Annotated in this window: 18 protein-coding genes; 4 read left to right on the forward strand and 14 right to left on the reverse strand. The window is 61.1% G+C overall.

The window, feature by feature from the left end; all coding sequences use genetic code 11:
• Together HMPREF2537_RS04175 and HMPREF2537_RS04180 are read right to left on the reverse strand one after the other, a co-directional pair.
• On the reverse strand, positions 1-3,270 hold a 3,270-nt coding region (locus HMPREF2537_RS04175), incomplete at its 3' end, for a YPDG domain-containing protein (RefSeq protein ID WP_070525770.1).
• Between the two features lie 599 nt (positions 3,271-3,869).
• The gene (locus HMPREF2537_RS04180; protein ID WP_070525772.1) at positions 3,870-5,162 is read right to left on the reverse strand and encodes an adenylosuccinate synthase; all 1,293 of its coding nucleotides are present in this window, start codon (positions 5,160-5,162) and stop codon (positions 3,870-3,872) included.
• A 1,425-nt stretch (positions 5,163-6,587) separates the two neighbouring features.
• Between HMPREF2537_RS04180 and HMPREF2537_RS04190 the strand changes: the two genes are divergently transcribed.
• Entirely contained in the window at positions 6,588-7,517 is a 930-nt protein-coding gene (locus tag HMPREF2537_RS04190) for a hypothetical protein (protein ID WP_070525776.1), read from the forward strand.
• 12 nt (positions 7,518-7,529) lie between these two features.
• Here the strand turns inward: HMPREF2537_RS04190 and HMPREF2537_RS04195 are convergent, their stop codons facing one another.
• From HMPREF2537_RS04195 to HMPREF2537_RS04240, 10 genes are all read right to left on the reverse strand, one after another.
• A complete protein-coding gene (locus HMPREF2537_RS04195) occupies positions 7,530-8,750 on the reverse strand; it encodes an FUSC family protein (RefSeq protein ID WP_070525778.1) in 1,221 nt (406 codons plus the stop codon).
• Positions 8,751-8,908: 158 nt separating this feature from the next.
• Positions 8,909-9,943 (reverse strand): class II fructose-bisphosphate aldolase, encoded by a 1,035-nt coding sequence (gene fbaA, locus HMPREF2537_RS04200; protein WP_070525780.1) that lies wholly within the window; start codon positions 9,941-9,943, stop codon positions 8,909-8,911.
• 185 nt (positions 9,944-10,128) lie between these two features.
• The gene (locus HMPREF2537_RS04205) at positions 10,129-11,325 is read right to left on the reverse strand and encodes a glycoside hydrolase family 76 protein (RefSeq protein ID WP_070525781.1); all 1,197 of its coding nucleotides are present in this window, start codon (positions 11,323-11,325) and stop codon (positions 10,129-10,131) included.
• A 63-nt stretch (positions 11,326-11,388) separates the two neighbouring features.
• A complete protein-coding gene (locus HMPREF2537_RS04210; RefSeq protein WP_046647153.1) occupies positions 11,389-12,063 on the reverse strand; it encodes a TrmH family RNA methyltransferase in 675 nt (224 codons plus the stop codon).
• On the reverse strand, positions 12,056-12,601 hold the full coding sequence (gene pyrE, locus HMPREF2537_RS04215; protein WP_070525783.1) for an orotate phosphoribosyltransferase: 546 nt from the start codon (positions 12,599-12,601) through the stop codon (positions 12,056-12,058). The genes HMPREF2537_RS04210 and pyrE overlap by 8 nt, the downstream gene beginning before the upstream one ends.
• A gap of 83 nt (positions 12,602-12,684) precedes the next feature.
• Positions 12,685-13,926, reverse strand: coding sequence for a type III secretion system chaperone family protein (locus tag HMPREF2537_RS04220; protein WP_070525785.1), 1,242 nt, complete (start codon positions 13,924-13,926; stop codon positions 12,685-12,687).
• Between the two features lie 64 nt (positions 13,927-13,990).
• Positions 13,991-14,842: a sulfurtransferase gene (locus HMPREF2537_RS04225; RefSeq protein WP_070525786.1), complete on the reverse strand. Its 852-nt coding sequence runs from the start codon at positions 14,840-14,842 to the stop codon at positions 13,991-13,993.
• A 94-nt stretch (positions 14,843-14,936) separates the two neighbouring features.
• On the reverse strand, positions 14,937-17,498 hold the full coding sequence (gene clpB, locus HMPREF2537_RS04230; RefSeq protein WP_070525788.1) for an ATP-dependent chaperone ClpB: 2,562 nt from the start codon (positions 17,496-17,498) through the stop codon (positions 14,937-14,939).
• A gap of 281 nt (positions 17,499-17,779) precedes the next feature.
• A complete protein-coding gene (locus HMPREF2537_RS04235; RefSeq protein ID WP_070525790.1) occupies positions 17,780-19,174 on the reverse strand; it encodes a TetR/AcrR family transcriptional regulator in 1,395 nt (464 codons plus the stop codon).
• A 206-nt stretch (positions 19,175-19,380) separates the two neighbouring features.
• On the reverse strand, positions 19,381-20,751 hold the full coding sequence (locus tag HMPREF2537_RS04240) for a sodium/glutamate symporter (RefSeq protein ID WP_070525792.1): 1,371 nt from the start codon (positions 20,749-20,751) through the stop codon (positions 19,381-19,383).
• 168 nt (positions 20,752-20,919) lie between these two features.
• On the opposite strand from HMPREF2537_RS04240, the gene HMPREF2537_RS04245 reads away from it, so the two are divergent.
• Entirely contained in the window at positions 20,920-22,119 is a 1,200-nt protein-coding gene (locus HMPREF2537_RS04245) for an FAD-binding oxidoreductase (RefSeq protein WP_070525794.1), read from the forward strand.
• Between the two features lie 32 nt (positions 22,120-22,151).
• On the opposite strand, the gene HMPREF2537_RS04250 is transcribed toward HMPREF2537_RS04245, so the two are convergent.
• Positions 22,152-22,961, reverse strand: coding sequence for a carbon-nitrogen hydrolase family protein (locus HMPREF2537_RS04250; RefSeq protein WP_070525985.1), 810 nt, complete (start codon positions 22,959-22,961; stop codon positions 22,152-22,154).
• A 102-nt stretch (positions 22,962-23,063) separates the two neighbouring features.
• On the opposite strand from HMPREF2537_RS04250, the gene HMPREF2537_RS04255 reads away from it, so the two are divergent.
• Together HMPREF2537_RS04255 and HMPREF2537_RS04260 are read left to right on the forward strand one after the other, a co-directional pair.
• Positions 23,064-23,324, forward strand: coding sequence for a hypothetical protein (locus tag HMPREF2537_RS04255; protein WP_070525796.1), 261 nt, complete (start codon positions 23,064-23,066; stop codon positions 23,322-23,324).
• A complete protein-coding gene (locus HMPREF2537_RS04260) occupies positions 23,321-24,472 on the forward strand; it encodes an alpha/beta hydrolase (protein WP_070525798.1) in 1,152 nt (383 codons plus the stop codon). Before HMPREF2537_RS04255 ends, HMPREF2537_RS04260 begins: the two co-directional genes overlap by 4 nt.
• On the opposite strand, the gene HMPREF2537_RS04265 is transcribed toward HMPREF2537_RS04260, so the two are convergent.
• Positions 24,469-25,989, reverse strand: a complete 1,521-nt coding sequence (locus HMPREF2537_RS04265; RefSeq protein ID WP_070525800.1) for an acetaldehyde dehydrogenase ExaC — start codon at positions 25,987-25,989, stop codon at positions 24,469-24,471. The two genes, HMPREF2537_RS04260 and HMPREF2537_RS04265, sit on opposite strands and share 4 nt — an antisense overlap.
• Positions 25,990-26,179 lie beyond the last annotated feature (190 nt).

Here is a 26,179-nt window from a genome sequence, read left to right on the forward strand (position 1 = left end):
GTTCGGATCCGTACCGTCCTTTTCCTCCTGCTCATCAGAGACACCATCACCATCAGAATCAACCAAGATGGAGGTAACAACAGTGAGCTTGAACTTGTCCGAAGCATCCTTGCCATCCTTGGATGCCTTAACCTCAATGTCGTAGGACTTCAGCTCAGCATCCTCAGGGACCGTGCCCTCGATGACGTTACCGTTGAGCTTTAGGAACTCAGGCAAACCAGTAACGGAAACCTCTGCACCGTCGGTAGCCTCGATTGGGATAGATACTTCCTCACCACGAGCCACCCGAGTATCCGGGATAGCATCGACCTTCACGTCAGCTGCCGGAGCATCCGGCTGCTCAACCGTGACGGTGACCTTGGCATCATCAGTCGAACCATCCGGGTAAGTCACCTTAACCGGAACCTCGATCTTGTCACCAGGCTTCGCATTCTCCGGAATCTTAACGTCGATAGAACCGTCCTCGTTAACGGTCACACCATCCAGAGTGCCCTCGCCCTTTTCAAACTCGGTGCCCTCCGGCGGAGTCGTATCGTTGCCGTCGCCGTCCTTAAACGTCGGCTTCTTAATCTTGACGTCGTCGCCCGGCTTACCAGAACCATCCTCATAACCAGGCTCGAAACTCTCGTTCTGCTTGGTATCAGGCGTCCCCGGAGCATCCGGCTCGCCGACCTTGACGGTGGCATCGACCTTATCCGTGGAGTCATCCGGGTAGGTCACAACTACCGGAACGGTGATGTCAGTACCTGGCTTAGCATCCTCCGGAACCGTAACAGTGATCTCACCGGTGTTCTTGTCAACCGTTACCTTGTTGTTGTCTGTCGGGAGGTCCTTCTGGTTGCCCTCCTTATCGGTGTACGTCGGAGTCTTGCTGTCATCCAGCTTGAACCCGGTGCCTTCCGGCTTCTCAGCACCCTTGTCGGACGGCTCACCGTTCTCGTCGGCTTCCTTGAACTCCGGGGCCGGAACCATGGCTTTCTCGCCAGGCTGACCATTAGCAGGCTTGTACTCCGGCTCAAGCTTGTCAGTATCGCGGTCCGTGGTTCCAAGTACGAAAGGCGCGTTGGCGGTAGCAGTGGTCTTATCCTTGTAGGTGACCGTCACCGGCACGTCAAGGCTTGCACCAGATGGAGCGTTTTTCGGGAAGGTGACAGTGACCTCACCAGTTGCGGGATCAACCTCAGCCTTGTAGCCCTCCGGGAGCTCGAAGCCTTCCGAAAGCTTGTAACCGGTGACTTCCTTCTCAGCGACCTGCGCCTTCAACTCATCTGCGGTGAGATTCTCGACTTCGTCAGTATCGGTGTTATCGAAGGTCGGGGCCTTGGAGTTCACCGGAGTCTCGACCTGTTCAACCTTCGTCTCCTCGTAGTGCGGCTGCCAACCAACCAGCACCGTAAACGCGTCTGCTGCAATCGCCTGACCGCGCTCCCCAGTCTCCTTGTTGACAGGGTAAAGATACGCCGTGAAGGTCGTCGTGGACTTAACACCCGTGGTGTCGAGCTGGCACGACGAAATCTTCCCTGCCTTCGGATCCTCAGGGGCACACTTGTGGACAACCTCACCGGTCTCCTGGTTGACCCACTCAATCTGGTACTGCAGGCCATCAACCCACTGGTTCGGCAACCCACCAGTCTTGGTCTCAACCTTCGCACCCGGCTTCGCTGGGTTCTGGCGGGTATCGTACTCGAGCACATCGAAGACCACGTAGTCCGAGTAGATAACGTTGCGGTTCTCCAGCAGGTAATGCTCGCCAGCACCATAGACTATGCCACCAGCCCACTTGCCCTCACCATTGAACACATACTGGCTACGCGGCAGGAAGGAGTTGTTGTAGAACGGCGTGAACTGACCGAGTCCCTCGGTTTCTTCCGTAGAGAAGAACAGCCAGTCCCAGTTCACGTGCTTCGGAATGTTCTTGATGCCACGGCCAGTAACGGACCTCTCCCAGCTACCGACGTCTGCAGCAGGCGCAACCTGGCCAAACAGGTTATAAGCATTGTGCTTCGAACCGTCAGGGAAGGTCACCTCAGCACCGTTATCGCGCGCCAAGTCGGTGTAGATAAGCGCCTTGTCGTCGTAGCCACGGTCGACGTTGTTGGTGACTCCGGTGTTGCGACCAAAAGATCCCTTGAACTGAAGCGTGTAGTTACCATCGCTGCCGACAGTGGCTTCAGAGGTCTCGGCAATCCACTTGTCCTTGCCCTCTTCGGCCATCTTACGCTTGATCCAGTTCTGCAGCGCAGTCTCATTACGGTTGGTCCATCCACGACCACGGATCTCATCAAACCCAAGGTCCTCGGCAGCCTTCGTCTTGATCTCATTGACCGCGTAGTCAGACAGGTAGGAGCCATAGACCTTGACACCAGTTGCCGGCACGTCCGCACCGTTCATCTTGTTCATCAGGCTTGGCGTGAACGCGCCTTGCGTATTGTACAGGTGCCAGAATAGATTGCCTTTGATCTGACCAGGGCCATTACCAACCACCGGGTTCTGATCAGCCTTATCACGGTGCATGATGTCGTGGCGGGTCTTCTCACCAAACGCGAAACGCGCGTTGACCACGCGGTCAGAACCGACATACCAGCTCATGCCACCCGGGGTGTCAATCGTTGCGGCGTTCGGGCCCATGTGGCCGAAGTTGTAACCATAAAGCTGGGTGAAGTTATCCGTATCCGGGTTATCCACCCACACACGAATCTTCTCGTACTGCGGGCCATTCGGGTCTGCGTCAAACTTGACGACCTCGCCCTTCGCATTGTTGAACGGCTTCATGTTGATGGTGTAGTAACCATCTTCACGCGTGGTGGTGGTATATACCGGTGAAGTAACGCCACCCTTCTCAGTCCACTGAGCATAGACACGCACGCCAGCCATCGGAATCGGCTTCCACGGGTCGCGCGTACCCGGGTAAACCGAAAGGTCACCATCGCGCTGGTGAATGACGTAGCCCTCGATAGATTCGTTGGTGCCCTGCTCAGCACCAGACTCGATGGCGCCCTCAACCTTAATCGGCTGGTCACTAAACTCGTACCGCTGCTCATCTACCACAGACTGGTAAACGCCATCGGCATTCTTGCCCGGGTACTTGACGCCATTGCCAGCGGCGTTCGGCTGGCCGGCCTCGGCCGGGGTGCCAGCAACCGCAGCTACCGGGAAGTTCGGAGATACCGAGTGGACAAAGGGGCCCACCATAGCAATAGAGAGTGCAGCGGCAGCAATGGTAGTGCCGCGACGGCGTACAGCAGTACGCTTGATTTCCTTCTTGCTCATACCAAGAAGTCCTTTCCTTAAGACTTGAAAGAATCGATCACGCTAGGGATACGTGACCGCGTAAGGGACTAACCGGCTTACGCAACCGAGAGCAGCTCACACTTATCACTTTGGAAGAAGGTCAGAGGATCCAAAGGTCTATGAACAAACTCGGATCTAATGTTAGCCCCGTTTACGAATTAAAGAAACCGTACGGCAGCCTGAAAATTTCATGAACAGAGCTTTCTGTCACCGACCAGAAAAAGCACATGTTTGACCTGCCCTTTTCGATGCGACTGCGACACGCGGCTGTAATTGTTAAATAGATCACGTCGCCACTTTCGCAACATTCACCCCAGGAATGTACTCCTAACGGGGTTGTTTTATACAGGGCGGTGGAAGGCGGGGATGCGCGAGGCGTCGCCAAGCAGGGCGTACTTGGCGCGCAAATACCGCCAAAGAAACACAAACCGCCCCGCTCCTTCCAGCATCATGCATGCCGATGATCGTGTGCACAATGCTGCGGGAGAAGCAGGGCGGTGGTTGTTGCGCTGTTACTACGCGGCGCCGTCGCCGTTAGGCGGTTCCTAAGGTTCGTTTACCTTTGACTGGATGGCGCCTTACTGGTCTTGCATGACGTCGTGACGCACAATGGTCTGGTCACGGCCGGGGCCGACACCAATGTAGGAGATGCGGCAGCCGGAGAGTTCCTCCAGGCGCAAGACGTAATCCTGGGCCTTCTGCGGGAGGTCCTCAAAAGTCTTGCAGTCAGTGATGTCCTCATCCCAAGCCGGCATAGTCTCAAAGATGGGCTCGGCGTGGTGGAACTCGGACTGGGTAAGCGGCATCTCATCGTAGCGCTTGCCGTCGACGTCATAGGCCACGCAGATGGGGATCTCACCGATACCGGTGAGCACATCCAGCTTCGTCAGGAAGTAATCCGTGAAGCCGTTAACGCGGGTGGCGTAGCGGGCAATGACGGAGTCATACCAACCGCAGCGGCGCTTGCGGCCGGTGTTGACGCCGATTTCGCCGCCGGTGGTCTGCAGGTACTCGCCCCACTTGTCGAAGAGCTCCGTGGGGAAAGGACCAGCGCCGACGCGGGTGGTGTAGGCCTTGATGATGCCCAGGGAGGTAGTAATACGCGTCGGGCCAATACCGGAGCCCACAGCAGCGCCGCCGGCAGTCGGGTTCGAGGAGGTCACGAACGGGTAGGTGCCGTGGTCAACGTCCAGCATGGTGGCCTGGCCGCCCTCCATGAGGACGTGCTTGCCTTCATCCAGAGCCTGGTTCAGCTCCAATTCGGCCTCAATAACCATCGGGCGCAGGCGCTCACGGTAGCTCAGGAAGTAATCCACAACCTGCTCCGGCTCGATGGCCTTGCGGTTGTACATCTTCACCAGCATCTGGTTCTTAATGTCCAGGGCGGACTCGACCTTCTGGCGCAGGATGGACTCATCGAAGATGTCCTGCACGCGGATGCCGATGCGTGCAACCTTGTCGGCATAAGCCGGGCCGATGCCACGGCCGGTGGTGCCAATGGCGCGCTTGCCCAGGAAGCGCTCCTGTACACGGTCCAGGGTCTGGTGGTAGGGCGCCACGAGGTGGGCGTTGGCGGAAATCCGCAGGCGCGAAGCGTTGGCGCCGCGGGCTTCGAGGCCATCGATCTCGTCGAAGAGGGCCTCCAGGTTAATCACCACGCCGTTGCCCAGGACCGGGGTGGCGTTTTCAGAAAGAATGCCGGCGGGAAGGAGCTTCAGCTCGTACTTCTCGCCGCCGACCACGACGGTGTGGCCGGCATTGTTACCGCCGTTGGGTTTAACCACGTAATCGACTTTGCCACCGAGGATGTCGGTGGCCTTACCCTTGCCTTCATCGCCCCACTGGGCGCCGACGATGACGATCGCTGCCATGTTTGGTGTCACTTCCTATTTATTGAAGTCAAATACGCACCTACTTTACCCGCCATGACGGTGCAGCGGTGAGTTTGTGACATGGTCATCAAGATTTGCTGTTCTGGCGGGGCTTGGCAGAGTCCGCAGTGGGTGCAGAACGTGATTGGTTAGGCGGTTTCGGTGGCCGAATCGTTGCCGCCAGAGTCCTCGTTATCGAAGTAGATGGTGTCATTAGTGAACATCAGGCGCGACTTGTCTGGGGTGCTGACGATGATGCTGTCATCAACAACAGCGATTTGGCCTTCAATGTCACCAACGCCGATTCGGTAGAGCCCGTTACCCTCAATCTTCGTGCCGTTAGTAGGGATTTCGTCGTCATACTGAGTGAACTCAGTGCTGCCCTCTAGCGGCAGGAAGGTCACCAAGTTGAATTCCATGCCCTCCGGCATTGGGGTCTTGGCACCCTTGATAGCCCAAGTCCCGCCGTCGCCATGTGCACAGTCAATGGCGTTGTTATCCTCAATAATGCCGCAGACCATGTTCCAGCCATCGGCGGAGATGGTGAAGAGCTCTTCGCCGCGGAGGTCTTCTTCATCCTTAGCCAAATCCGCGGACTCGGCCGGTTCCGAATCCACGTCAATGAAGAAAATATCGGAGTTCACGCCATCAAAGGAGTTTTCCATGGACGTGGCTTCGGTACCCGGGCGCTTGTTTACTTTGCCCTCGACACCGACGATGTCGCCATCGGTCTTGGACTCATAGGTATAACCTTCACCATCCTCTTCTACCTCTAAAGAAGAGGACGTGATGTAAAGGGCATCCTCGTCCTTAAGTTCGCCCTTGGAGAAGAAGACGGGGACTTTGACATCCTCCCCATCAAACTCGCCTTCCAGCACCACGTAGCTGAGGAATTTGCAGGGATCGTATTCATCCTCACCAACGCTGACGTCCTCAAATTTCTCGGTGGAACCTTTCACGTAGGCTTCTTCATTCTCCAGGATCTTGCTAAGTTCGGTGTCCTCGAGGTCTTTATCCTCATCGCAGTTAGCGTTAGCGCTTGAGGAGGATGCGCTGCTGGAGGTCGACGTGGCCGTCGAAGAAGTAGTCGTAGCAGAACTCGTCACGGACTCGGCGGCGGCCTCGGTGAATCCAGGCTCCTCAGCTTCTGTCAGGGAACTGCCGATGAAGCTGCACGAACTCATCACAAGACCAGCGGCGGATACAAGCGCAAGGGTTGTCATACGGGCGGACATGGTGATTACCTCCAGCTGTTAGACAAAGAAGAATTGAGTGGAAGAGTTGAGTATTAAGAAAGTTTGGCGTTGTCTTGGAGCCTACTGGCAGAATGTGATGTGCACTACTTTTCTGGGGAAAGCTCCGCTGCTCGTGCGTTGCTGAAGGTGCTTTTTAGCCAAGCTCTCCCAACGCTTCTATGCTTCTTGTATGATCTGTGCGCTTTTAGACTGCGGCGGCCACCTCACCAACGCCCACACCACCGCTCTGGTTGGGGCCACCCAGCATGGAATACGTATCGAGCACTTCCGCTTCGCAGAGGTTCCCAGCCGGCAGGAGTTGAAGGCTATTGACACCCTGGCCAGCGAGATTCTTCCGGAGGACCCCACCCCATCGCTGGATGAGATTGCCGCGCAGCCAGACGTGAGCCACCTCGGCGCACCGGGGCCAGCACCCCAGGCCCCGTTCCTGAGCGAAACGCTGCGCGTTGTGGTCATTGGCAACGACGCTGCGCTTAGCGCCGTGCTGACCCGCATGATGCGGGCTGACTACCTGTGGGCCGAGGTGGGCTACGTTCCCACCGGGGAGCACTCCACCGCGGCGATGAATTGGGGCTTAAAAGCTAGCGAAACGGGCCAGGGCCGCCAGGGGCTCGGCGACCATGGAGCAGTGATGGAGGAGGCGCTCTCCTTTGCCATGACCGCGCCCGTCAAGCCGGCGCCGCTTATCCGCAATGACGCGGGCCTCGCCGTGGCGGGCTCGGCAACGATTGCGGAGTGGTCGAACGAGGAGATCACTGGTGAGATCATCGTTGACGATGCCGTGCTGCTGCGCGCGGACCGCGAGAAGGATGTCTTCGGCGCAAAGCTCGTGCCGATGACGGATGCGCCGGGCATCGTGGCGGCAAAGGCGGTGACCAGTTTTGAAGCGGACGAAGCGCCGCGTCGTGGGCTCCTCGCCCGCCTGCGCAAGCCTGCCCAACCTGGGCAGCTCGACCCCGCCAGCGTCATGCAAGGCCGGGCGGTACAGGCTGGCGGGCCTTCGCTCAGCGTCAGCGTTGATGGAGTCCGCGCAAAACGGCCGGTCAAGCGCGTGACGTTCTACCGCCACCTGCGGGACCTACAGATAGTGCGGCCCTAGGCAAGTACAGCCCTAGTTCTCTTCCCAGACCTCCGGCGGGTAGGCCGGGTGCTTGGAGGTGGGCACGAGTTGTGCCACGGCTGACTCGCGCGACATGCCGCACACCATGAGCAGGTCCACGATGATGGAGCGCGTCTGTGCCAGCACAGCATAGGCGGAGAGTACGGCTTCCTCGCCGGCGATGTCCATCGAGCAGCGCGCCCCCAGCTGGCGTAGGCGGTTGACTATCTCAGGAATGGCGTGCGCCTCATCCACGCGGCGCTCACGCGCGGTTTGGTGGGTATAGAGATCGGAGAGCTTCATCGTGATGTCAGCGAGTTCATCGATGATCTCAACTTGCTCGGCCGTGGGCTGGTCGCCGTCCTCGGCGAGCACGAGTGCACGGCGGGAGAGCACGCGGGTGCCGCGGACCATGTTGTCAACAGGAGTGAGAATGCGTTCCAGGGAGCGCACGGTGCGCTGCGTGCTCCACAGGAAGGGTGATAACCGTGCGGTTTCCGCGCCGCCCTTGGTGGCGTTGAGCATGTTGTTGATGTCATCCTGCGTGCCGCGCACGGCATCGCGGGCCTCCGTGATGGTCTCGGGATCGTTTTCTTCCAGTCCCTTAGCCACGTCGGAGAGGACCAGGGAGGTAATACCCAAGACCTTCGAGACTTCCGAGCGCCCCGCACGCAAAGGCGAGGAGGGAATCAACACGATCATTGTGATGCCAATGACCGCACCGATGATGGCGTCAACAGCGCGGGAGAGACCACCCATATCTTCCGGGGGAAGGATGGTGGCGATAAGGATGGCAGCGATGACGATTTGGTTGCTCACCATCTGCGAGCCCGTGACAAAGGAGCCGATCACTAGGGCAAGGCCGATGATGATGGTCATGTGAATGGGGCCGGTCCCGAGGGCGTCGACAAGCAGCGTGCCCACCAGCACGCCCACGATGCCGCCGATGGACATGTCGACCGCGCGCTTGAGGCGGTCACTGCCCGATAGACCAAGGATGATGATGACGGCCATCGGGGCAAAGAAGGGCTGCTCGTGGCCGAAGAAATCGTGCGCAACATAGAAGGCCAGACCCGCGCCCAGCGTGCACTGAATCATGAACACGAGCCGGTTGCGGATGCGCGTGAGGCGCGCCTTGAGCGACTTATCCACCAACCGCAACTGCTCGCGGGTGGTCTTGCGAACACGCTTGACGGTACTCGACGAATTCGACGATGACTCTTGCGCTTCCATGACTCCGGTATTTTACGCGTTCTGGCGGCAGCTTTGGATGAACAAAGCCACCCCTTTGAGGTCAAGGGGTGGCTTGTTGGCATGCGCTGACGCAGCTTAGAGCCTGCGGCTGCTAAGCAGCGGCGTCCAGGAGGGGCCGGTGTCAGCTGGGCATTAGATTACTTAGAAACGGTCTTGCCCACGGAGTGCAGGTCGGTGCAGGCCTCAACCACGCGGTCCGCCATGCCCTGCTCAGCCTTCTTCATGTAGGAACGCGGGTCGTAGACCTTCTTGTTGCCAACCTCGCCGTCGATCTTGAAGACGCCGTCGTAGTTAGCGAACATGTGGCGGGCAACCGGGTTGGTGAAGGCGTACTGGGTGTCGGTGTCAACGTTCATCTTGATGACGCCGTAACGCAGGGCCTCCTCGATCTTCTCCTTCTCGGAGCCGGAGCCGCCGTGGAAGACGAAGTCGAAGGGCTGGGAGCCTTCTTCCAGGCCGAGCTTCTTCACAGCAACCTTCTGGCCCTCGTCGAGGACCTCCGGGCGCAGCTTCACGTTGCCCGGCTTGTACACGCCGTGGACGTTGCCGAAGGTAGCGGCCAGCAGGTAGCGGCCCTTCTCGCCGGTGCCGAGGGCATCGACGGTCTTCTCGAAGTCCTCCGGGGAGGTGTAGAGGTTTGCGCCGGCCTTGGCCTGAACGCCGTCCTCTTCGCCGCCGACGACGCCAATCTCAACCTCGAGGATGATGTTGGCGTTGTGGGCCTTCTCGAGGAGCTCCTGAGCGATCACAAGGTTCTCATCGATCGGGATAGCGGAGCCATCCCACATGTGGGACTGGAAGAGCGGAAGCTCGCCGCGGTCAACGCGCTCCTGGGAGAAGGCGATCAGCGGGCGCACGTACTCATCCAGAACTTCCTTCTGGCAGTGGTCAGTGTGCAGCGCAACGTTAATGCCGTAGTTCTTAGCAGCCTCGTGAGCGAAGGCAGCCAGTGCCTTGGCGCCGGCAACCTTGTTCTTCACGGACAGGCCGGAACCGAACTCGGCGCCGCCGGTGGAGAACTGGATGATGCCGTCGGACTCAGCCTCGGCGAAGCCGCGGAGTGCGGCGTTGATGGTTTCGGAGGAGGTGCAGTTAATTGCCGGGAATGCGAAGCCGCCCTTCTTGGCGGTATCCAGCATCTGGTTATAAACCTCAGGGGTTGCAATAGGCATGAAATTCCATCCTTTGGAGTTGCTGTGCAGTAAGCCGTGCCGTCTCACAAACCAGCGAAACAACACGTTCCAACATCCAAGTATGCCTGTTATTGTGGTTTTCCGCCGCGAGATGAGGTGTGACCTCACTTAAACCGCGCCGCGCACGAGCATTTTCAGCCAGCCTAGCTGGGACGATGCCGCTTTTATTTGGATTCTGACTTGTACTTCACAATCCGGGTGCAGGCCTCCAACAACATCCAACCGGACAACTGAACGGACAAATCACGCTCAGCCACGCGGATGATGCCCATCTTCTGGCTCAATGACGTGGGCCCGAAACCGTAGTTATGAGGCAGCTTCGCATCCGCGGTCCAATCGGACCCGAAGATAGGCAGGCCGTCCACTTCTAGGCGGTGTTCCCACACGGATTCTGCCGAGGCCGTCACGAGGCGAGCGGCCAGCTTCTTCGTCGCGCGGTTCGCCGGGGAATCACCCGGCAGGCGCACCGCCACGTCCGCGAGGTAGCGGGCGAGGATGCCCTTGAACAGGCCCCCGTCGCCGTCGCCAGTCTGCCAGTCGATGACTCCCGTGTACGTCGCCATGCCCGTGGCCACTGCTTGGACAAGGCCACGGATACGCGTGGTGTAATCCATCATGTCCGCGGCGAGCTCGGCCTCGTGGACAGAATCGATATCCTCCACGGAGCGCAAGCCGGTCTTCTCCCGCAGCGCCAGCACGATTTCCAAGCAGGCGCCAAGCACCACGCCCTGGCAGTAGGGGTGGATGTTGCGGACGATCTCCTGCCCATCCATACGCATGCGGATGCCGTCCATGACGAAGCCATCGTCATCGATGAGGTGATCGTAGATCCAGTCCACGATGTGACGAGCTTCCTCAACCCGGCCCATGCGAGCCAGCATGATGGCACCCGGCCCGTTGGAGGGGACATTGAGGAAGGTCTCGCCCTCACGCCAGGGCAGCACGCCCACCTGCGAGTCGATACCATCGCGGATGTTGTGCTGCAGGCTGCCCAGCTTCTTGTGGGGGCGCATCTTCTTAAGCTCACCAGCGCGGGCGATGGCCAGGGCCATCCAGGCCTTGTCGTCGTAGTAGCGGTTCTTTGTCAGTGGCTGGAGGTTGCGCACGTGGACGCCGCGGATGGTGTTGGCGATGAGCGTGCGGCGCGCCTTGGTGTTCTTGCGCAGGGCGGCGTCGACAAGACAGTCCAGGTAGTGTGCCTGCCACCAGTAATGCCAGTGGACGAAGAGTGATTCCTTGGTGGTGGGTGGCCAACTCACCACGGCAAGGTTGGTTCGGGGCAAGCCCCACACGGCTTGCGCGTGGCGCTCATTGATGGCTGTTTCCGCAAGGTCGGCGCGGTGGGACCATTTCTCTAACACTTTTGTCTCATCATTCTCACAATGTGAATTCGTTACCTAGATGTAAACACAGTGCGCGGGATCTCACCAAGCTTTTGATAAATCCGCATGCTGCCGAATCCATGCATGCATGGCAATGCCCGCGGCCACACCCGCGTTGATGGAGCGAGTAGACCCAAATTGCGCGATGGAGCAGGTCATTACTGCTGCATCCTGGGCCTCCGGGCTAACCCCCGGACCTTCCTGCCCGAAGAGGAGCAGGCAGCGCTCGGGCAGCTCCGCGGTTTCTAGGGGGACACACCCGGGGGTGTTATCGATGGCCACGACGGTCAGTTCCTGGTCCGCCGCCCAGGCCATCAGTTCGCTCACGTCCGCGTGGTGCATGAGGTGCTGGTACCTGTCGGTGACCATGGCGCCGCGCCGGTTCCAGCGGCGTCGGCCAACGATGTGGACGGTGTCGACGGCAAAGGCGTTGGCGGTGCGCACCACCGTGCCGATGTTGGCATCGTTCTCGAAGTTCTCGATGGCGATGTGCAGTGCGTGCCGGCGCTTATCGATATCCTCCCGGATCGCCTCGCGCGTCCAGTAACGGTAGGCGTCGACGACATTGCGGCGGTCCCCCTCCGCGAGAAGCTCGGGATCGTATTTCTCCGCTTCCGGACCTTCGGGCAGCGGGCCTTCCCAGGGGCCAACGCCGTGGCGGCCCTCGTTCCACTCGGTGGGACCTTTGGCCTCCGCCTCTTCTTCGGGCTTAGGCAAGGTCGAGATCCTCAAGGCCCAGCAGGTAGCGGTATTCCAGGCCCTCGGCGGCGATAGCTGCGCCGGCATCGGTGTTGCGATCCACCACGGTCGCCACGCCGACGACTTCGGCGCCAGCCTTGCGCAGCGCCTTCACAGCGGTCAGCGGCGAGTTGCCGGTCGTGGTGGTGTCCTCCACAACGAGCACCTTCTGACCTTCGACGTTGAAGCCTTCGATCTGGCGCTGCATACCGTGCTTCTTGGCTTCCTTGCGGACAACGAAGGCGTCAATGGCGCGGCCATCGGCGTGCATGATGGCCAACCCGACCGGGTCCGCGCCCATAGTCAGGCCACCGGCAGCGGCGTAGTCCCAGTCGGCGGTGAGCTCGCGGAGCAGCGAGCCGATAAGGCGCGAGGCCTCGTGCTGCAGGGTGGCGCGACGCAGGTCCACGTAGTAGTCGGCCTCCTTGCCGGAGGACAACGTGACCTTGCCGTGGACGACGGCCAGCTCCTTCACCAGTTCTGCTAGGCGTTGCTTCTTCTGCTGATCCAGGCTCATCGCTCGCTCCTTAAAGTCTGTGGCTGTTGCGCCGTGAAAAATCCGCCCTGTAGTTTACCCTCTTCCCGCACGGTTGCCTGCGACTAGTCGAAGATGGAGGAGCCGCCATCAAAGCGACGCGGCAGGCGGGCCTGGTTGTTTTCGTGGGTGGGGCGTTCGTGGCCGTCGGCAATCGCGTCGACTTCATCTGCACCCAGGCTGGAGTGGTCGATGGTGCCGCGAGCCTCGCTGGTGGTGCGGCTCGGCATGACCACCGGCTCGGTGGGGCGCTGAATGGTGGGGGCGTCGAGGGAATCATCGCGGTCCGGAACCGCCGTGGGCCCGGTGGGTTCCGGCTGCGGAGGCTCCGGGATATCGCGGCTAGGATCCAGCTCATCAACGCGCAGCACCTGAGCAGCCTCGGAGCGCGGTGGGAGCACGCGGGCTGAATCGGCGAGCGTGGCCAGCGGTTCGAGCAGCGCTTCCCACTCGGCGCTGCGCGCCTGCCGAGTGGTCTGGGCAAGCGCCCACTCCCCCTCCATCCACACGGCGGTCACCGCAGCGGGTAGATGATTCAACGCCGTGCTCACGCGGGCATCGATGAAGCGCCGTCCCACGCCAGCATCGGAGGCAAAGACCTCGAAGCCTTCCTCCTCACGCACGTACAACAGGTCCTCGGAGAGGTTCTCCATCTCCTCGCCTGCTCTGCGGAAATCCACCACGATGTCGGAGGCCGCGCCGGTGCGCATGGCCATGACGGGGATGGCCCCCATATCGAAGAGCAGCGTCTCGTGCCCCCGGACGGTTCCGGCGACGATGTCACGGGGCTCATGGCCGCGGGCGGCTGCGCCGCGGGTCCACTCATCCGCCAGGTAGGAATCATGCTTGAGGTATTCCCAGCCGCGCTGCTGGCCAAAGGCCTTGCGCTCACGGCGGGCACTGCCGGGCACGAGGTACTTGGCGCGCTCTGCTCGCTCCGCGAAGCTGGGTGCGGCAGCCTGCGATTCGGCGGATGGCTCCTCGATGGGCTCGGCGGCCGGTTCTTCAGCGGCATCCGCAGTTGGCTCGGTTGCCGGCTCAGCCACGGGTTCTGGCTCCGGCTCGGTGATGATATCGGGCTCTGGAGCAGGCTCAGGTTCCTCGTCGAGCGCAGGCTCCTCGGCGAGCGCGGGCTCTGAGGGGGAGTCAGCGGTGAGTTCTGGTGCAGCGGTATCGGCCGCTGCGGTAGGTTCGTCGGCGACATTCTCGTCGGCGGAGAGCGTGGCGCGCTGGCGCTGGTCCAGCCAGAGCACGATGAGACCAGCCGCGAGCGCGAGGGCGGCGAGGGATAAGAGTACGAAAGGCATCACTGCCTGACTCTAATCGCCCGGCGCGCTCGATCTGCGCTGACGCGCTGGTCACGCGCGGATTCTAGACGTGCTCGCGGTCGCCGCGCTCCACCGGATTCTTCGGGTTGGCTGACCACTGCGACCAGCCGCCCACGAAGTGACGCAGGCCGGTAAAGCCCACGTGTTCCAGCACGGCGATGGTGAGCGCGGAGTGATTGCCGGAGCCGGAATAGATGATGGCGCCGTCCACGTTTTCCTTGGTCACGCCGTGTTGGTCGAGGATCTCCAGGATCTCTTCCTGGGACTTCCACACGGTGATGTCCTGCGTGTGGAAGAGGCGCTCCGGAAGGTTAACCGCGCCCGGGATGTGACCGGCCTTCAAGTCGAGGTTCTCGCGGCGGCCGGCGAAGCGGTTGCGCGTGCGAACGTCGAGAAGCAGGCCCTTGTGCTCCTTGACCTCATCGATGGTGGCCGTGGGCATCGATCCCGTGGTCACTTCAAAGTCTGAAGGCATGCCCAAGTTACCCGGGCCGGTAAGAGTGGGCAGGGACTGGGCGCGCCAGTTGGACAGGCCGCCGTCGAGGATGCGGACGTTGTGGATGCCCGCCCAGCGCAGCGTCCACCACGCACGGCCGGCGAAGAGTCCGCGGCCTTCGTCGTAGACAACGACTTCGCTGTCCTTCTCCAGGCCCCAGTGGTCGATCCACTCTTGAATCTTCTCGGTCTGCGGGAGTGGGTTGCGTCCCACCTTGGAGCCGGGCAGGCCCACGAAGGCTGACGCGGCGTCCGCGTACTGGGCGGTTGGAATGTGAAGGGAAGAAAAGAGATTGAAGGCCTCGCCTTCCCCTGGAGCCCAGAGGGAAGCGAGGATGGTCGTCTTGTCACCGCGGTAAATCTTCTCACTCAACTCGTGAGGGGAGATCAAAATGCTCATGCCCCCAGATCATAGGGGCATGAGCGGTTGGTGGCGACCGGTGAGCGCGGTGAGCGCGGTAAGTACTAATCGTGCTCACCGGTTAGTCGGCGGTTTAGGCGGTGCGGGCAGCTAGCTCGAGGTGCGCGCCACCGTCGGCGACGTCAACGTGCACGGTATCGCCGTCCACGATGTCACCGGCCAGCAGCTTCTTGGCCAGCTGGTCACCGATGGCCTGCTGGATCAGGCGGCGCAACGGGCGGGCGCCGTAGACCGGGTCGTAGCCGCGCTCGGCCAGCCACAGCTTGGCGGCGTCGGAGACCTGCAGCGTCAGGCGGCGGCCGGACAGGCGCTCGGCCAAGCCCTTGAGCTGGATATCCACGATGCCCGAGAGCAGATCCGAGGTCAGCGGCTCAAACATCACGACATCATCGAGACGGTTGATGAACTCCGGCTTGAAGCTGCGCTTGACTGCCTCCATGACCTCTTCCTTGGTGCCGCCGGCACCCAGGTTCGAGGTCAGGATGATGACCGTGTTGCGGAAGTCCACGGTACGGCCCTGGCCATCGGTCAGGCGGCCTTCATCGAGCACCTGGAGCAGCACGTCGAAGACGTCCGGGTGGGCCTTCTCGACTTCGTCGAAAAGCACCAGCGTGTAGGGGCGGCGACGCACAGCCTCCGTGAGCTGGCCGCCGGCGTCGTAGCCCACGTATCCCGGAGGGGCACCGACGAGGCGAGCGACGGAGTGCTTCTCACCGAACTCGGACATGTCGATGCGAACCATCGCGGATTCATCATCGAAGAGGAAGTCCGCCAGAGCCTTCGCCAGCTCCGTCTTACCCACGCCCGTGGGGCCGAGGAAGAGGAAGGAACCGGTCGGGCGGTTGGGATCAGCCACACCGGCACGGGCGCGACGAACGGCGTCGGACACCGCGGTGACGGCCTCCTTCTGGCCCACCACGCGCTCACCCAACACGGACTCCATGTTGAGCAGCTTCTCGGTCTCTCCCTGCAGCATCTTGCCGGCCGGGATGCCGGTCCAGGCGGAGACAACCTCCGCGATGGTATCCGGGGTGACCTCCTCGGTGAGCATGGTGTTGTGCTGCTGCTGAGCCTTCTCCTCGGCGGCGGCCAGGTCCTTCTCCAGCGGCGGCATCTTGCCGTAGTTGATCTCGGAGGCCAGTGCTAGGTCACCATCGCGCTCCGCAATCTCTGCCTGACGGCGCAGATCCTCCAGCTGTTCCTTGATGGTCTGCACATCATCGATGGCCTTTTTCTCATTGGCCCAGCGGGCCTTGAGCTCACCGAGCTTCTCACGCTCATCCGCCAGCTCCTGCTGAAGGGCAGTCAGGCGGTCCTTCGAGGCGGCATCCGATTCCTTCTTGAGAGCCAGCTCCTCAATCTCGAGGCGGCGCACGATGCGCTCCAGCTCATCGATCTCCTGCGGGGAGGAGTCAATCTCCATGCGCAGGCGAGAGCCGGCCTCATCGACCAAGTCGATGGCCTTGTCCGGCAGGAAGCGGTTGGTGATGTAGCGGTGCGAGAGCTCCGCGGCAGAGACCAGGGCTGAGTCCTGGATGCGCACGCCATGGTGCACCTCGTAGCGCTCCTTGAGGCCACGGAGGATACCGATGGTGTCCTCCACGGAAGGCTCGGCGGCGTAGACCTGCTGGAAGCGGCGCTCCAGGGCGGCATCCTTCTCGATGTACTTGCGGTACTCATCGAGGGTGGTGGCACCCACAAGGCGGAGCTCGCCGCGGGCCAACATGGGCTTAATCATATTGCCGGCATCCATGGAGCCCTCACCGGTAGCGCCGGCGCCGACGATGGTGTGCAGCTCATCGATGAAGGTGATGATCTGCCCATCGGAAGCCTTAATCTCATCGAGCACGGCCTTCAGGCGCTCCTCGAACTCACCGCGGTACTTCGCGCCGGCGACCATGGAGCCAAGGTCCAGGCTCAGCAGCGTCTTGCCCTTGAGGGATTCCGGTACGTCACCGGCCACGATGCGGCGGGCCAGGCCCTCCACGATGGCGGTCTTACCCACGCCGGGCTCACCGATGAGCACCGGGTTATTCTTCGTGCGGCGGCTAAGAACCTGGACCACGCGGCGGATCTCCTGGTCGCGGCCGATGACCGGGTCAATCTTGCCCTCGCGGGCGCGGGCGGTGAGGTCCGTGGCGTACTTCTCCAGGGCCTGGAACTGTTCCTCGGGGTTCTCCGAGGTCACCTTGGCAGCGCCGCGCACGGAGGGGAAAGCACCCTTGAGCGCGTCGTAGGTAGCACCCCGGGAGGTCAGCAGCTCGGCGGCATCAGACTTGGAGCCCGCAATTGCGGCGAGCAGTACCTCGGTGGAGACGTACTCATCACCGAGCTCACCGGCCAGCTCTTGGGCGCGGGTGAGGACGTTGAGGGCGTCGCGGTTAAAGTTCGGGTTCGCCATGTTGGCGCCCTCGGCCTTCGGGAGGGCGTCGATAAGCTGGCGCGCCTCCTTGAGCACCGTCTCCGGATCCACACCGGTGGCCTTGAGCACCGGGGCGGCAATGCCATCCTTCTGCTCGAGGATGGCTGCTAAGAGGTGCGCCGGGCGGATGTCCGGGTTACCGTTGGCGGAAGCCGTCTGCAGTGCTTGCTGCAGGGCCTCCTGGGTTTTAGTGGTGGGGTTAAAAGAACTCATTATTGTGTTTCTCCGTTTCTACTGTTTATCCAAACCTCCCTGCGGCTACAGCAGGGAAGGAAGCTTCACTGTCTATAACGCTACAGAACTTGAGTCTGTTCCACTCAACTAGAACTTTTTTAAATTTCCGCGTCTACGCCAGGTTGATCGATATACACTCAAGTTTCCCTTTTCCGCTGATTGTGTCACGCCGTGGACACAAGAAAACCGGCCCCTCCGCCTGCTGGATTCAGCAGAACGGAAGAGCCGGTGTTTATCTAGTTTATCTACGATTAAACGGGCTAAACAGTCTGCGGCTGCTTGCCGGGAAGATCGTAGGCAAAGGTTGCTAGGACCACGCCCGTCACGAGGTAATAGATGGACCACTTTTCCTCGAGGTCGATACCACGGAACTCACCCATAGAAGCCAGGTGGCACATGCCGTCAGCACCGGCCCATAGGGTGAAGTTCTTGACATAAACCAGGCGATCCTCCGGTTCGTACCCGGCCTCCCGCAGCGCTTCGCGGGCAAAACGCATCAACAACGCGAAGGACACACCCATCTTGGTCTGTTCCTCGCCATCCGCACTCAGCGGCACCACGGACCCAGAGGCAGCGGCGATGCAGGCACTATAGCGTTCGGGGTACGTCACCGCGTAGTCAAAATAGGCCACCGCTACGCACAGGAGCTTGTCGACGGCCGATGCATCCTCCGGCAGCTGCTCCAAGAGGTAGAGGCTGCGGGCTTCAAGCTCACAGTCGGTTTCCTGCTCCACGGATTCACGCAGCACGAAGTCATTGTCCACCAGCGAGGCAATGAAGACATCGGAGACGTCGAAATACTCGGCCACGTTCTCAATGGTTACGGACTGCAGGCCCTCGCGTGCAGCCAGCTGGATGGCACGTTCCATCACGGCCATGCGTGCGCGCTCTGCGGAAAGCTCCTGCAGGTCCTCAATCGCGGAGATATCCAGGGAGATGTCACGGTCCGGAACAAACCCAGCGAGCAGTTCGCGATACTCCTGCATCGGGCTGCGCAGATCCGGCATCTCCAAAGATTCCGCAGCCTTAAACAGGGTTCCGATGAGCGCCTTGCATACCTCGCGGAGATTGAAGCGCCGCACCACCGAGTGTTGGTGCCGCAGTACGCCGAGAACACTGAGATGCGCCATGCCATGAACAGTGGCCAAGGTAGCAACGCTGAGCTTTGCCACCGATTCAAAACACACATCGCTTCCAACCTGGATTTTTTCCTCCGTCGCGATGAGCGCGATGGTTTCATAGATCAGGTCCAAGGTCCGGTTATAGGACAAATTACCCTGTAAGAGAGCCTGCCATTCGTCCTCGAAGACATAGGCCTTCTTTTCAAAGAGGTAGCGGAACAGCTCCGGCTCACGCTCGGCATACTCGTAATAGGCCTCAGTAAAAGTTGTCAGTTTGGTAAAAAGATCGGCGTAGCCTGGGGCCGCATCGAGCGTTTCCTCAAGAAACTTGACCTTGCGGTCAGTCACATATTCGGGGATCGCCCGCACGATGGCCTCGCGGTCAGGAAACTCCGCAAGCACCTGAGCAGCACTAAGCTCCGCCAGCTTGGCCACGGATTCCATGGTGATGGCCTCATCACCCTCGGCCGCTCCGATATGAAGCGCAGACTCGAGTACAACCTCACGAGGTGAGTCTTCATAAAGAAAATGCATACGGCTTCCTAAGTTTGCGCTCTCCTAGTGGAAGAAAAAGAAAGAATGAGAGAGCACCACGCTAACAACTTCCTGAATTTTATCCCCATTCTCCGCTAAACAGCAATGTAATCAGTGAACACTGTCCCCGTAATGCGCATCACGCCGAGAATGAAGAAAACCCCCAGGCCACACTGCCTGGAGGTTGCGCGAGAGATGGTCAGCGTCTACTTCTCTGAGCCGACGTGCCCAATGCCTTCCTTGAAGATGGTGCCGCGCGGCGGCATCATTCCGGTGAATTTGAACACGAGGTAGATGACCACCGCGATGCCCAGGGAGATCCAGCCAAAGCCAGCGGTGAAGCCGTACATAACGGACAGCGGCGCGATGATGGTCCAGGAAATCTCGAAGGGACCGAAGCCGATGTAGGCCATGCCGTACTCCGACAGCGTGCCGGACTTGAGCTTGGGGTCCACGATCTTGAGGATCGCAATGCCGGTAGCCACGGTGGCCGTGGCCCAGCCCCAACCGAAGATGCCGCGCTCAATCCAGCGCTCACCGAAGAACTCGGCGGGGAACCACATCAGGAAGAAGATGCAGTAGATGGTGCCCAGAACGAAGAGCAGCAGCAGAGCCTGCCAGTAGGCTGCGACGGCTGCCGGCACGATGGCCGCCACGCCAAAGGCAATGAGGTAGTCAGTCGCCGCACCGGAGACCGAGCTGACCGTGTCCTTATCCAGGTAGTCCTTAGCACCCACCATGTTCATCACGGCACGGAAGAGCAGGCCCACGACCATGGACATGGCGAACAGCGGGATGGAGACGTTCTCCCAGATGGAGGCGATGCCCTTGTTAATGCCGTAGGCGGTCATCACGGTCAGGGCGATGAAGCCAACGTGGAGGGTGATGGGCTCGATGGCGGAGGGGTTCGTCGTCGCGCGGCCCAGCGAGGGGCGATCCTCCAGGCGCGAGATGTAGCCGCGGCGCAGCTCCTCTGGGAGCTGCTTCGGAACGTGCGAAACCTTGCCCTTGCGGATGCCCCAGTTACCCGCAATGATGCCGCCGACGATGGCGGCCAAGGTGCCCACGGTAGCGGAGGTAAATCCCAGCGAGGAGGCCGCCTCAGCGCCCACGCCCTCCAAGGCACCGCCGACGGCCGCGGCGGTACCGAAACCACCGGTAAAGCCGACGGGCAGCATCATGCCGAACCAGTCAGGCGTGTCAAAAGTGGGCTTAAACAGCAAGAGTCCAAGGATGATGAACAAGCCCCACTGGCCGGTAAACATCATGGTGGAATAGCCCCACATGTTGCGAGCGCCCTTGCCCATGTTGCCGCCCATCTCCATGGAGAAGGCCATGGAGGCAAAGACCACGGCGATGAGCAGCGAAGTGTAATCGCCGAGGTTGTCGGAAAAACCGATCCACCCCAAGACATTGGGCCCCAAGAGCAAGCCGAGCAGACCGGCGGTGATGGGGGCGGGCAGCAGCAAGTCCTGGAATACGAACTTGATCTGGTGGCGCAAAACGTTGCCGATAACCATGAGCAAGGAAATCCAGCCCACGTCGGTCATGATTGTGTACGCAGAGAAATCTTCCATGCGAGATCTTCCTTCCATGCCGCGCATCGCGGCATCCTTGAGACGAGACTCACCCACTTTCGGGAAATGAACCGTAGATTACACTACAACTCCCTCCCCACTTTGCCACCCCTGGCATATAACCCGAGGGTGATGTGGCACTACCCCCAGGCGCTAGGATGGGCGAGCATGAGGGAACTGGGTGAGCACCTACGCAAGCACGCGGAAGACTATCGCGACGCAGTACACGGGCACTTTTTCGCCACCGTGGCCGAATCCCGCCAAGTCTTTGCTCTGTCGATGAAAGACACGCACCCCTCCATGGCCCCGGCACTCGCGTGGGTGCTGGAAAATGTGGAGGACGGTGAGGTTCGGGGGGACGTCGCCAAGCGCCTAGCCCAGATGGGACGTGATCATCGCCGCCACGGTTTCCCTCCCGAGATCTATCCGAAATTTGAGGCATCGCTGGTGCACGGGTTGGAGGTGCTAGGACTCACCCAGTATCAGTACGATGTCGCCACGCGCACTATTTCCCACGTGTGTTCCATCATGCGCAGCGCCGCCGAGGAGGCGGATATCGCCGGTCTTCCCCCGGCTCACAGCGCCCAGGTGGTGGCGGTGGAGAAGCCCAACCGGAACACCGCTGTGGTCCGGCTGGAATCCGGTACGGCGCTGGACTATCGCGCGGGTCAGCACGTGCCGGTGACTTCGCAGCTCACGCCGGGAACCTGGCGTCCGCTGACGCCGGCTGCGCCTGCTGATGATTCCGGGCAACTCATTTTCCACCTCGCGCTGGCCGGTGAGGCCTCCTCCATGCTGGCCAAGGCGCAGCCGGGTGATTGGTGGACGCTGGGCATGCCCGCCGGTGAGCCGCCACAACTCGATTCCGGCACCACACTGATCTCCTTCGGCACCGGGTGGGCGGGCGCCCGGGCGCTGCTTCTCGACGCCCTGGAGAACACCCTCCTCTCTGGTCTCCAGGTCTATGCCGTAGCCCCTTCGCCGGGCGAGCACTATGACACGGAATTTCAAGCCAACCTGCAGGCTTTGCTTCCGAAGCTGAAGCTGCACCACATCGTGAGGGAGGGCCAGGACCCTTGGCTGCTGGGTGCGCAGCCGGCTGCCCACGGGTTTAAGCCCATGGTGGCCAAGGAGCCGATGGAACCGGTGCTCGCTGAAGGGACGGACCGCCGCTTTGTACTCATCGGTCCGGCCGACCGCGTGGAACTAGCGCGCGCGGCCTTGCTCGCAGGTGGCGTCGCGGAGGAAGCTATCACCACGGATAGCTGGCAGCGTGGCCACGAGTGGGCGGCCTCCGCCGCCGAACTCGACGGCTGGGGCGATGACTGGGAAGCCTGGGCGGCGTGGAAGAAGTCCCAATGGGTCTAAGCGCTATAAGCGCTTAGACGTACAAGCGGAGCTTAGGCGTCCAGAACGGGGAGGGATTCACGGACCTTCGCCACGGTGCCTGGGTCCACCTCGCCGTAGAGGATTTCCGGCTCATAACCAGCTTCGGCCAGGCGCGTGCCATCCGGAGCCACGAGGACGGAGTGCCCGATGCCCGTGGGCCCGGAGGCCTCCCCTGCTTTAGCCTCGCCGCCGGGGCGTGCCTGGCCTGCGGCCAGAATATAGCTCGTGGAATCAAGCGCGCGCGCAGCGCTCAGCAGGCGCCACTGCTCCAGCTTGTCCGGGCCATCGGCCCAGCTGGTGGGCACGACAATGAGGTGAGCGCCCTGGCGGGCAAGCTCCTTGAATTGCTCAGGGAAGCGGATGTCGTAGCAGGTGGCGACACCCACGGTGAGGTCACCGGCATCGAAGGCAACGAGTGACTCACCCGGGCGGACAGTATCGGATTCCTTGTACTTGAAAGCGTCGTAGGTGTGGATTTTTTCGTAGCCGCCGAGAACACCAGGCCCGGCGATGAGCGCAACGTTGGCCACGCGGTTGATGGTCTTCTCTCCACGCTGAACGGTATCTGCTGGGGCGAACATTCCCAGCACCACGTACACGCCGAGTTCTTCTGCCAGCGCGCGCACGGCGGTGGCAGTGGGGCCGTCGAGACCTTCTGCGTGTGTATCGAGGCGCCCGGAATCGAAGCTCTGGGTGGTAGCTTCCGGCAGGACGATGAGCTGCGCGCCGTTGTCTGCGGCTTCCCGGATCTTGTCGAGTGCAACGGCGAGGTTCTCCTCGACGTTTCCGGTACTGGTCAATTGAACTGCTGCTACCTTCATGCGGCCCACGGTAGACGAGCCCGGACTAGTTATCCACAGATTCCGTGGATTCACGGTTGCCGCTCTTTACGGCGATAGGACAGTTGGCGCACTCTCGATGCTATGAACCACCTTGACATTGACAGTGCTGCTCGCGAGCAGATCCGCGACCTCTTCGGCCATGCCTCCCCCACCGCCTCTCCTTCCTTGCTAGAGCCTCCTCGCACGGCCCACGCGCTAGCTCTCCTCGGCGCGCGGTGGGAGGATGCGCGGAGCGCCAGCGAACAGTCTCGGCGGGCGCGTTTAGAAGAGCTTGAGAGCTTCGTGGGTGTGACCCAGGATCTTGATTCCGAGCTTTCCACACGTCTGGCAGGAAGCAAATGAGTGCGGCGGCAGAACTGCGCGCGGAGGCCGAACGGATGAAAGGTTCCGCTTCTGAGCTTGAGCTTTATATCGCTGACTCGCGCCATCATTGGTCAGGCCTAGCGCTTTCCGGTACAGCCTCCGATGCTGCGCGGCGGGCATTGCAGCGCGCCACCGACACGCTGTTAGAACCCGCGCAGCAGATGCGCCTGGCCGCGCGGATCCTGAGCCTCTATGCGCCGCTGCAGGAGAGGATTGAACAGCTGCGCGCACGCGCCCTGCAGCTCGCTGCGACCCCTGCATTTGCTGAGCCCACCAGCGTGGCGCTTGGGCAATTAGATGCGTTGGCCGACGTCCTCGATTGGGCCTGCGCCCGCCAACTAAACGCCTTGTGCACTCCAGAGATGGCACAGCCGCCGAGCCGCTTGGAGGATTTCAGCGACCTGTCTCTCACTGAGCTGCACCAGATCCAACTGACCATGGCTAGCGAGGAAGTTCGCTCCCTCGCCGCGGCCAACCCGGATATCACCGTGCTGGAGGCCAGCCCCGGGCGATTGGTGGCGCTCGTGGACCCCGAAGGTATCGGCACTCAGGCCGCGCAGGTGAGCACGTTTGTGGGCGGAGTAGGTTCTTCTGATGCAGCGAGCTGGCCCACCGCCGTGGAGCGCGCCCGCGCCATCGCGCGCGCCACCAATGGCCCCACGGTGGCGTGGATTGGATATGCCGCCCCGACCTCGCTGCCCCGCGCTGCACACGAGGACCCAGCGCGCCGCGGTGCTACTGAGCTGGGCCGCTTCCAGCGCGCTTTGCGGCAGCGCTTTCCTCACGCGCAGCACATCCTTCTGGGTTACTCCTATGGCTCCGTGGTGGTGGGCAAGGCAGCACAGCAGGACTATGTTGCAGATGACGTTGTGCTCATCGGCAGCCCGGGCGCTTCCGTGGCTAGCGCCTCGCAGCTGCACGGCCGAGTGTGGAGTGCGCGGAATACCGAGGACCCCATCGCGATTGCCACCGGCCCGCACGGCGGAATCCACGGCCCCGATCCCTCCTCCCCGACCTTCGGCGCAACGGCCGTGCCCGGCACGAGCGGCCTGCCGGGGGATCATGGCTCCTATTGGAAAGACCCCGCATTTCTGCGGGGTCTGGGGGTCATAGCCAGCAGGTATTAGAACAGACCAGCCTGCTCCTCAGAGTAGGACACCAGCATGTTCTTCGTCTCCTGGTAGTGAGCGAGCATCATGAGGTGGTTCTCGCGGCCAATGCCGGACTCCTTGTAACCACCGAAGGCGCTGTGAGCGGGATACACGTGGTAGTGGTTGACCCACACGCGGCCGGCCTGGATTTCGCGCCCGGCGCGGTAGCAGGTGTTCTGGTGGCGCGACCACACGCCGGCGCCCAGGCCGAAGTTGGTGTCATTAGCAATCTGGATGGCTTCCTCGAAGTCCTTGAACGTAGCCACGGAGAGTACTGGGCCGAAGATTTCCTCGCGGAAGATACGCATATCATTGGTGCCGCGGAAGACGGTCGGTTCAATGTAGTAGCCGTTCTCCAGCCCCTCCACCTTGTTCACGTGGCCACCGATGAGGGTCTCCGCACCTTCCTTCGGGCCGATCTCAAGGTATTCGGCGATCTTGTCCATCTGCTCCTGGGAAGCCTGCGCGCCCATCATCGTTTCGGTATCGAGCGGGTGGCCGATCTTGATCTTCTTCACGCGCTCCACGGCCAGCTCCAGGAACTTGTCCGCGATGTCCTCATGGATGAGCGCGCGCGACGGGCAGGTGCAGACCTCACCCTGGTTGAGCGCGAACATAACGAAGCCTTCAACGCACTTCTCCAGGTAGGCATCGTCCTTGTCCATGATGTCCGCGAAGAAGATGGACGGGGACTTGCCGCCAAGCTCCAGGGTGACGGGGATGACCTTGTCCGCGGCGGCCTTGTTAATAATCTTGCCCACCGGGGTGGAACCGGTAAACGCAATTTTGGCAATGCGATCCGAGGCGGACAGAGCAACACCCGCCTCTTCGCCGATACCGTTGACGATGTTGAGCACGCCCTTGGGAAGGAGGTCCTCGATGATCTCAATGAGCAGCAGGATCGATGCCGGGGTCTGCTCGGCCGGCTTCATCACGATGGTGTTGCCGGCGGCCAGCGCCGGCGCAATCTTCCACGACGCCATCAATAGCGGGAAGTTCCACGGAATGATCTGGCCCACCACTCCCAGCGGCTCATGGAAGTGATAAGCCACGGTGTCCTGGTCAATCTGGGAAAGGCGGCCCTCCTGGGCGCGGATGGCGCCGGCGAAATAGCGGAAGTGATCTACGGCCAGCGGGATATCAGCGGCGAGGGTCTCGCGTACGGCCTTGCCGTTCTCCCAGGTTTCCGCGACGGCGATCTTTTCCAGGTTCTCCTCAATGCGGTCCGCGATGCGATGCAGCAGGAGCGCACGCTCGGCCGGGGTGGTCTTGCCGAAGGTCTCGAAGGCTTTCTCAGCAGCGTCGATGGCCAGATTGATGCCGGCTTCCTTGCCGCGGGCCACCTGGCAGAAGACCTCACCGGTCACCGGGGTGATGTTGTCCATGTATTCGCCATCAACCGGCGGAACCCACTCGCCGCCGATGTAGTTGTCGTAGCGCTCACGGAAGTTGACGATGGCATCAGGGGTTCCGGGGTTTGCATACAGAGTCATGTGCCTACTGCCTTTCTAGTGGGTTCAGTTTCCTCACGGCGGCCGCCCACACAAATCTTCAGGAAAGTGATGGGCAACACAACATTGAATGCGAGTGTAGCGATCAGTTTTGCCAAACTCACGTTTTCAAAGAAGAAAGCTTTTGGGGTTGTTACCCAAAGGCTCCCGAACCTACTGCCCTAACTGCCCT

Origin of the sequence: Corynebacterium sp. HMSC074E01 (assembly GCF_001808885.1) — a bacterium.
In the GTDB taxonomy this organism is placed as follows: domain Bacteria; phylum Actinomycetota; class Actinomycetes; order Mycobacteriales; family Mycobacteriaceae; genus Corynebacterium.

Bases quoted from the DNA above. Each gene is read 5' to 3' on its own strand.
- HMPREF2537_RS04265 (WP_070525800.1), bottom strand. From the start codon at position 25,989: ATGACTCTGTATGCAAACCCCGGAACCCCTGATGCCATCGTCAACTTC.
- HMPREF2537_RS04225 (WP_070525786.1), bottom strand. From the start codon at position 14,842: ATGAGCATTTTGATCTCCCCTCACGAGTTGAGTGAGAAGATTTACCGC.
- HMPREF2537_RS04180 (WP_070525772.1), bottom strand. From the start codon at position 5,162: ATGGCAGCGATCGTCATCGTCGGCGCCCAGTGGGGCGATGAAGGCAAG.
- fbaA (WP_070525780.1), bottom strand. From the start codon at position 9,943: ATGCCTATTGCAACCCCTGAGGTTTATAACCAGATGCTGGATACCGCC.
- HMPREF2537_RS04190 (WP_070525776.1), top strand. From the start codon at position 6,588: ATGATCTGTGCGCTTTTAGACTGCGGCGGCCACCTCACCAACGCCCAC.
- HMPREF2537_RS04220 (WP_070525785.1), bottom strand. From the start codon at position 13,926: ATGCCTTTCGTACTCTTATCCCTCGCCGCCCTCGCGCTCGCGGCTGGT.
- HMPREF2537_RS04235 (WP_070525790.1), bottom strand. From the start codon at position 19,174: ATGCATTTTCTTTATGAAGACTCACCTCGTGAGGTTGTACTCGAGTCT.
- HMPREF2537_RS04245 (WP_070525794.1), top strand. From the start codon at position 20,920: ATGAGGGAACTGGGTGAGCACCTACGCAAGCACGCGGAAGACTATCGC.
- clpB (WP_070525788.1), bottom strand. From the start codon at position 17,498: ATGAGTTCTTTTAACCCCACCACTAAAACCCAGGAGGCCCTGCAGCAA.
- HMPREF2537_RS04260 (WP_070525798.1), top strand. From the start codon at position 23,321: ATGAGTGCGGCGGCAGAACTGCGCGCGGAGGCCGAACGGATGAAAGGT.
- HMPREF2537_RS04195 (WP_070525778.1), bottom strand. From the start codon at position 8,750: ATGGAAGCGCAAGAGTCATCGTCGAATTCGTCGAGTACCGTCAAGCGT.
- pyrE (WP_070525783.1), bottom strand. From the start codon at position 12,601: ATGAGCCTGGATCAGCAGAAGAAGCAACGCCTAGCAGAACTGGTGAAG.
- HMPREF2537_RS04250 (WP_070525985.1), bottom strand. From the start codon at position 22,961: ATGAAGGTAGCAGCAGTTCAATTGACCAGTACCGGAAACGTCGAGGAG.
- HMPREF2537_RS04240 (WP_070525792.1), bottom strand. From the start codon at position 20,751: ATGGAAGATTTCTCTGCGTACACAATCATGACCGACGTGGGCTGGATT.
- HMPREF2537_RS04255 (WP_070525796.1), top strand. From the start codon at position 23,064: ATGAACCACCTTGACATTGACAGTGCTGCTCGCGAGCAGATCCGCGAC.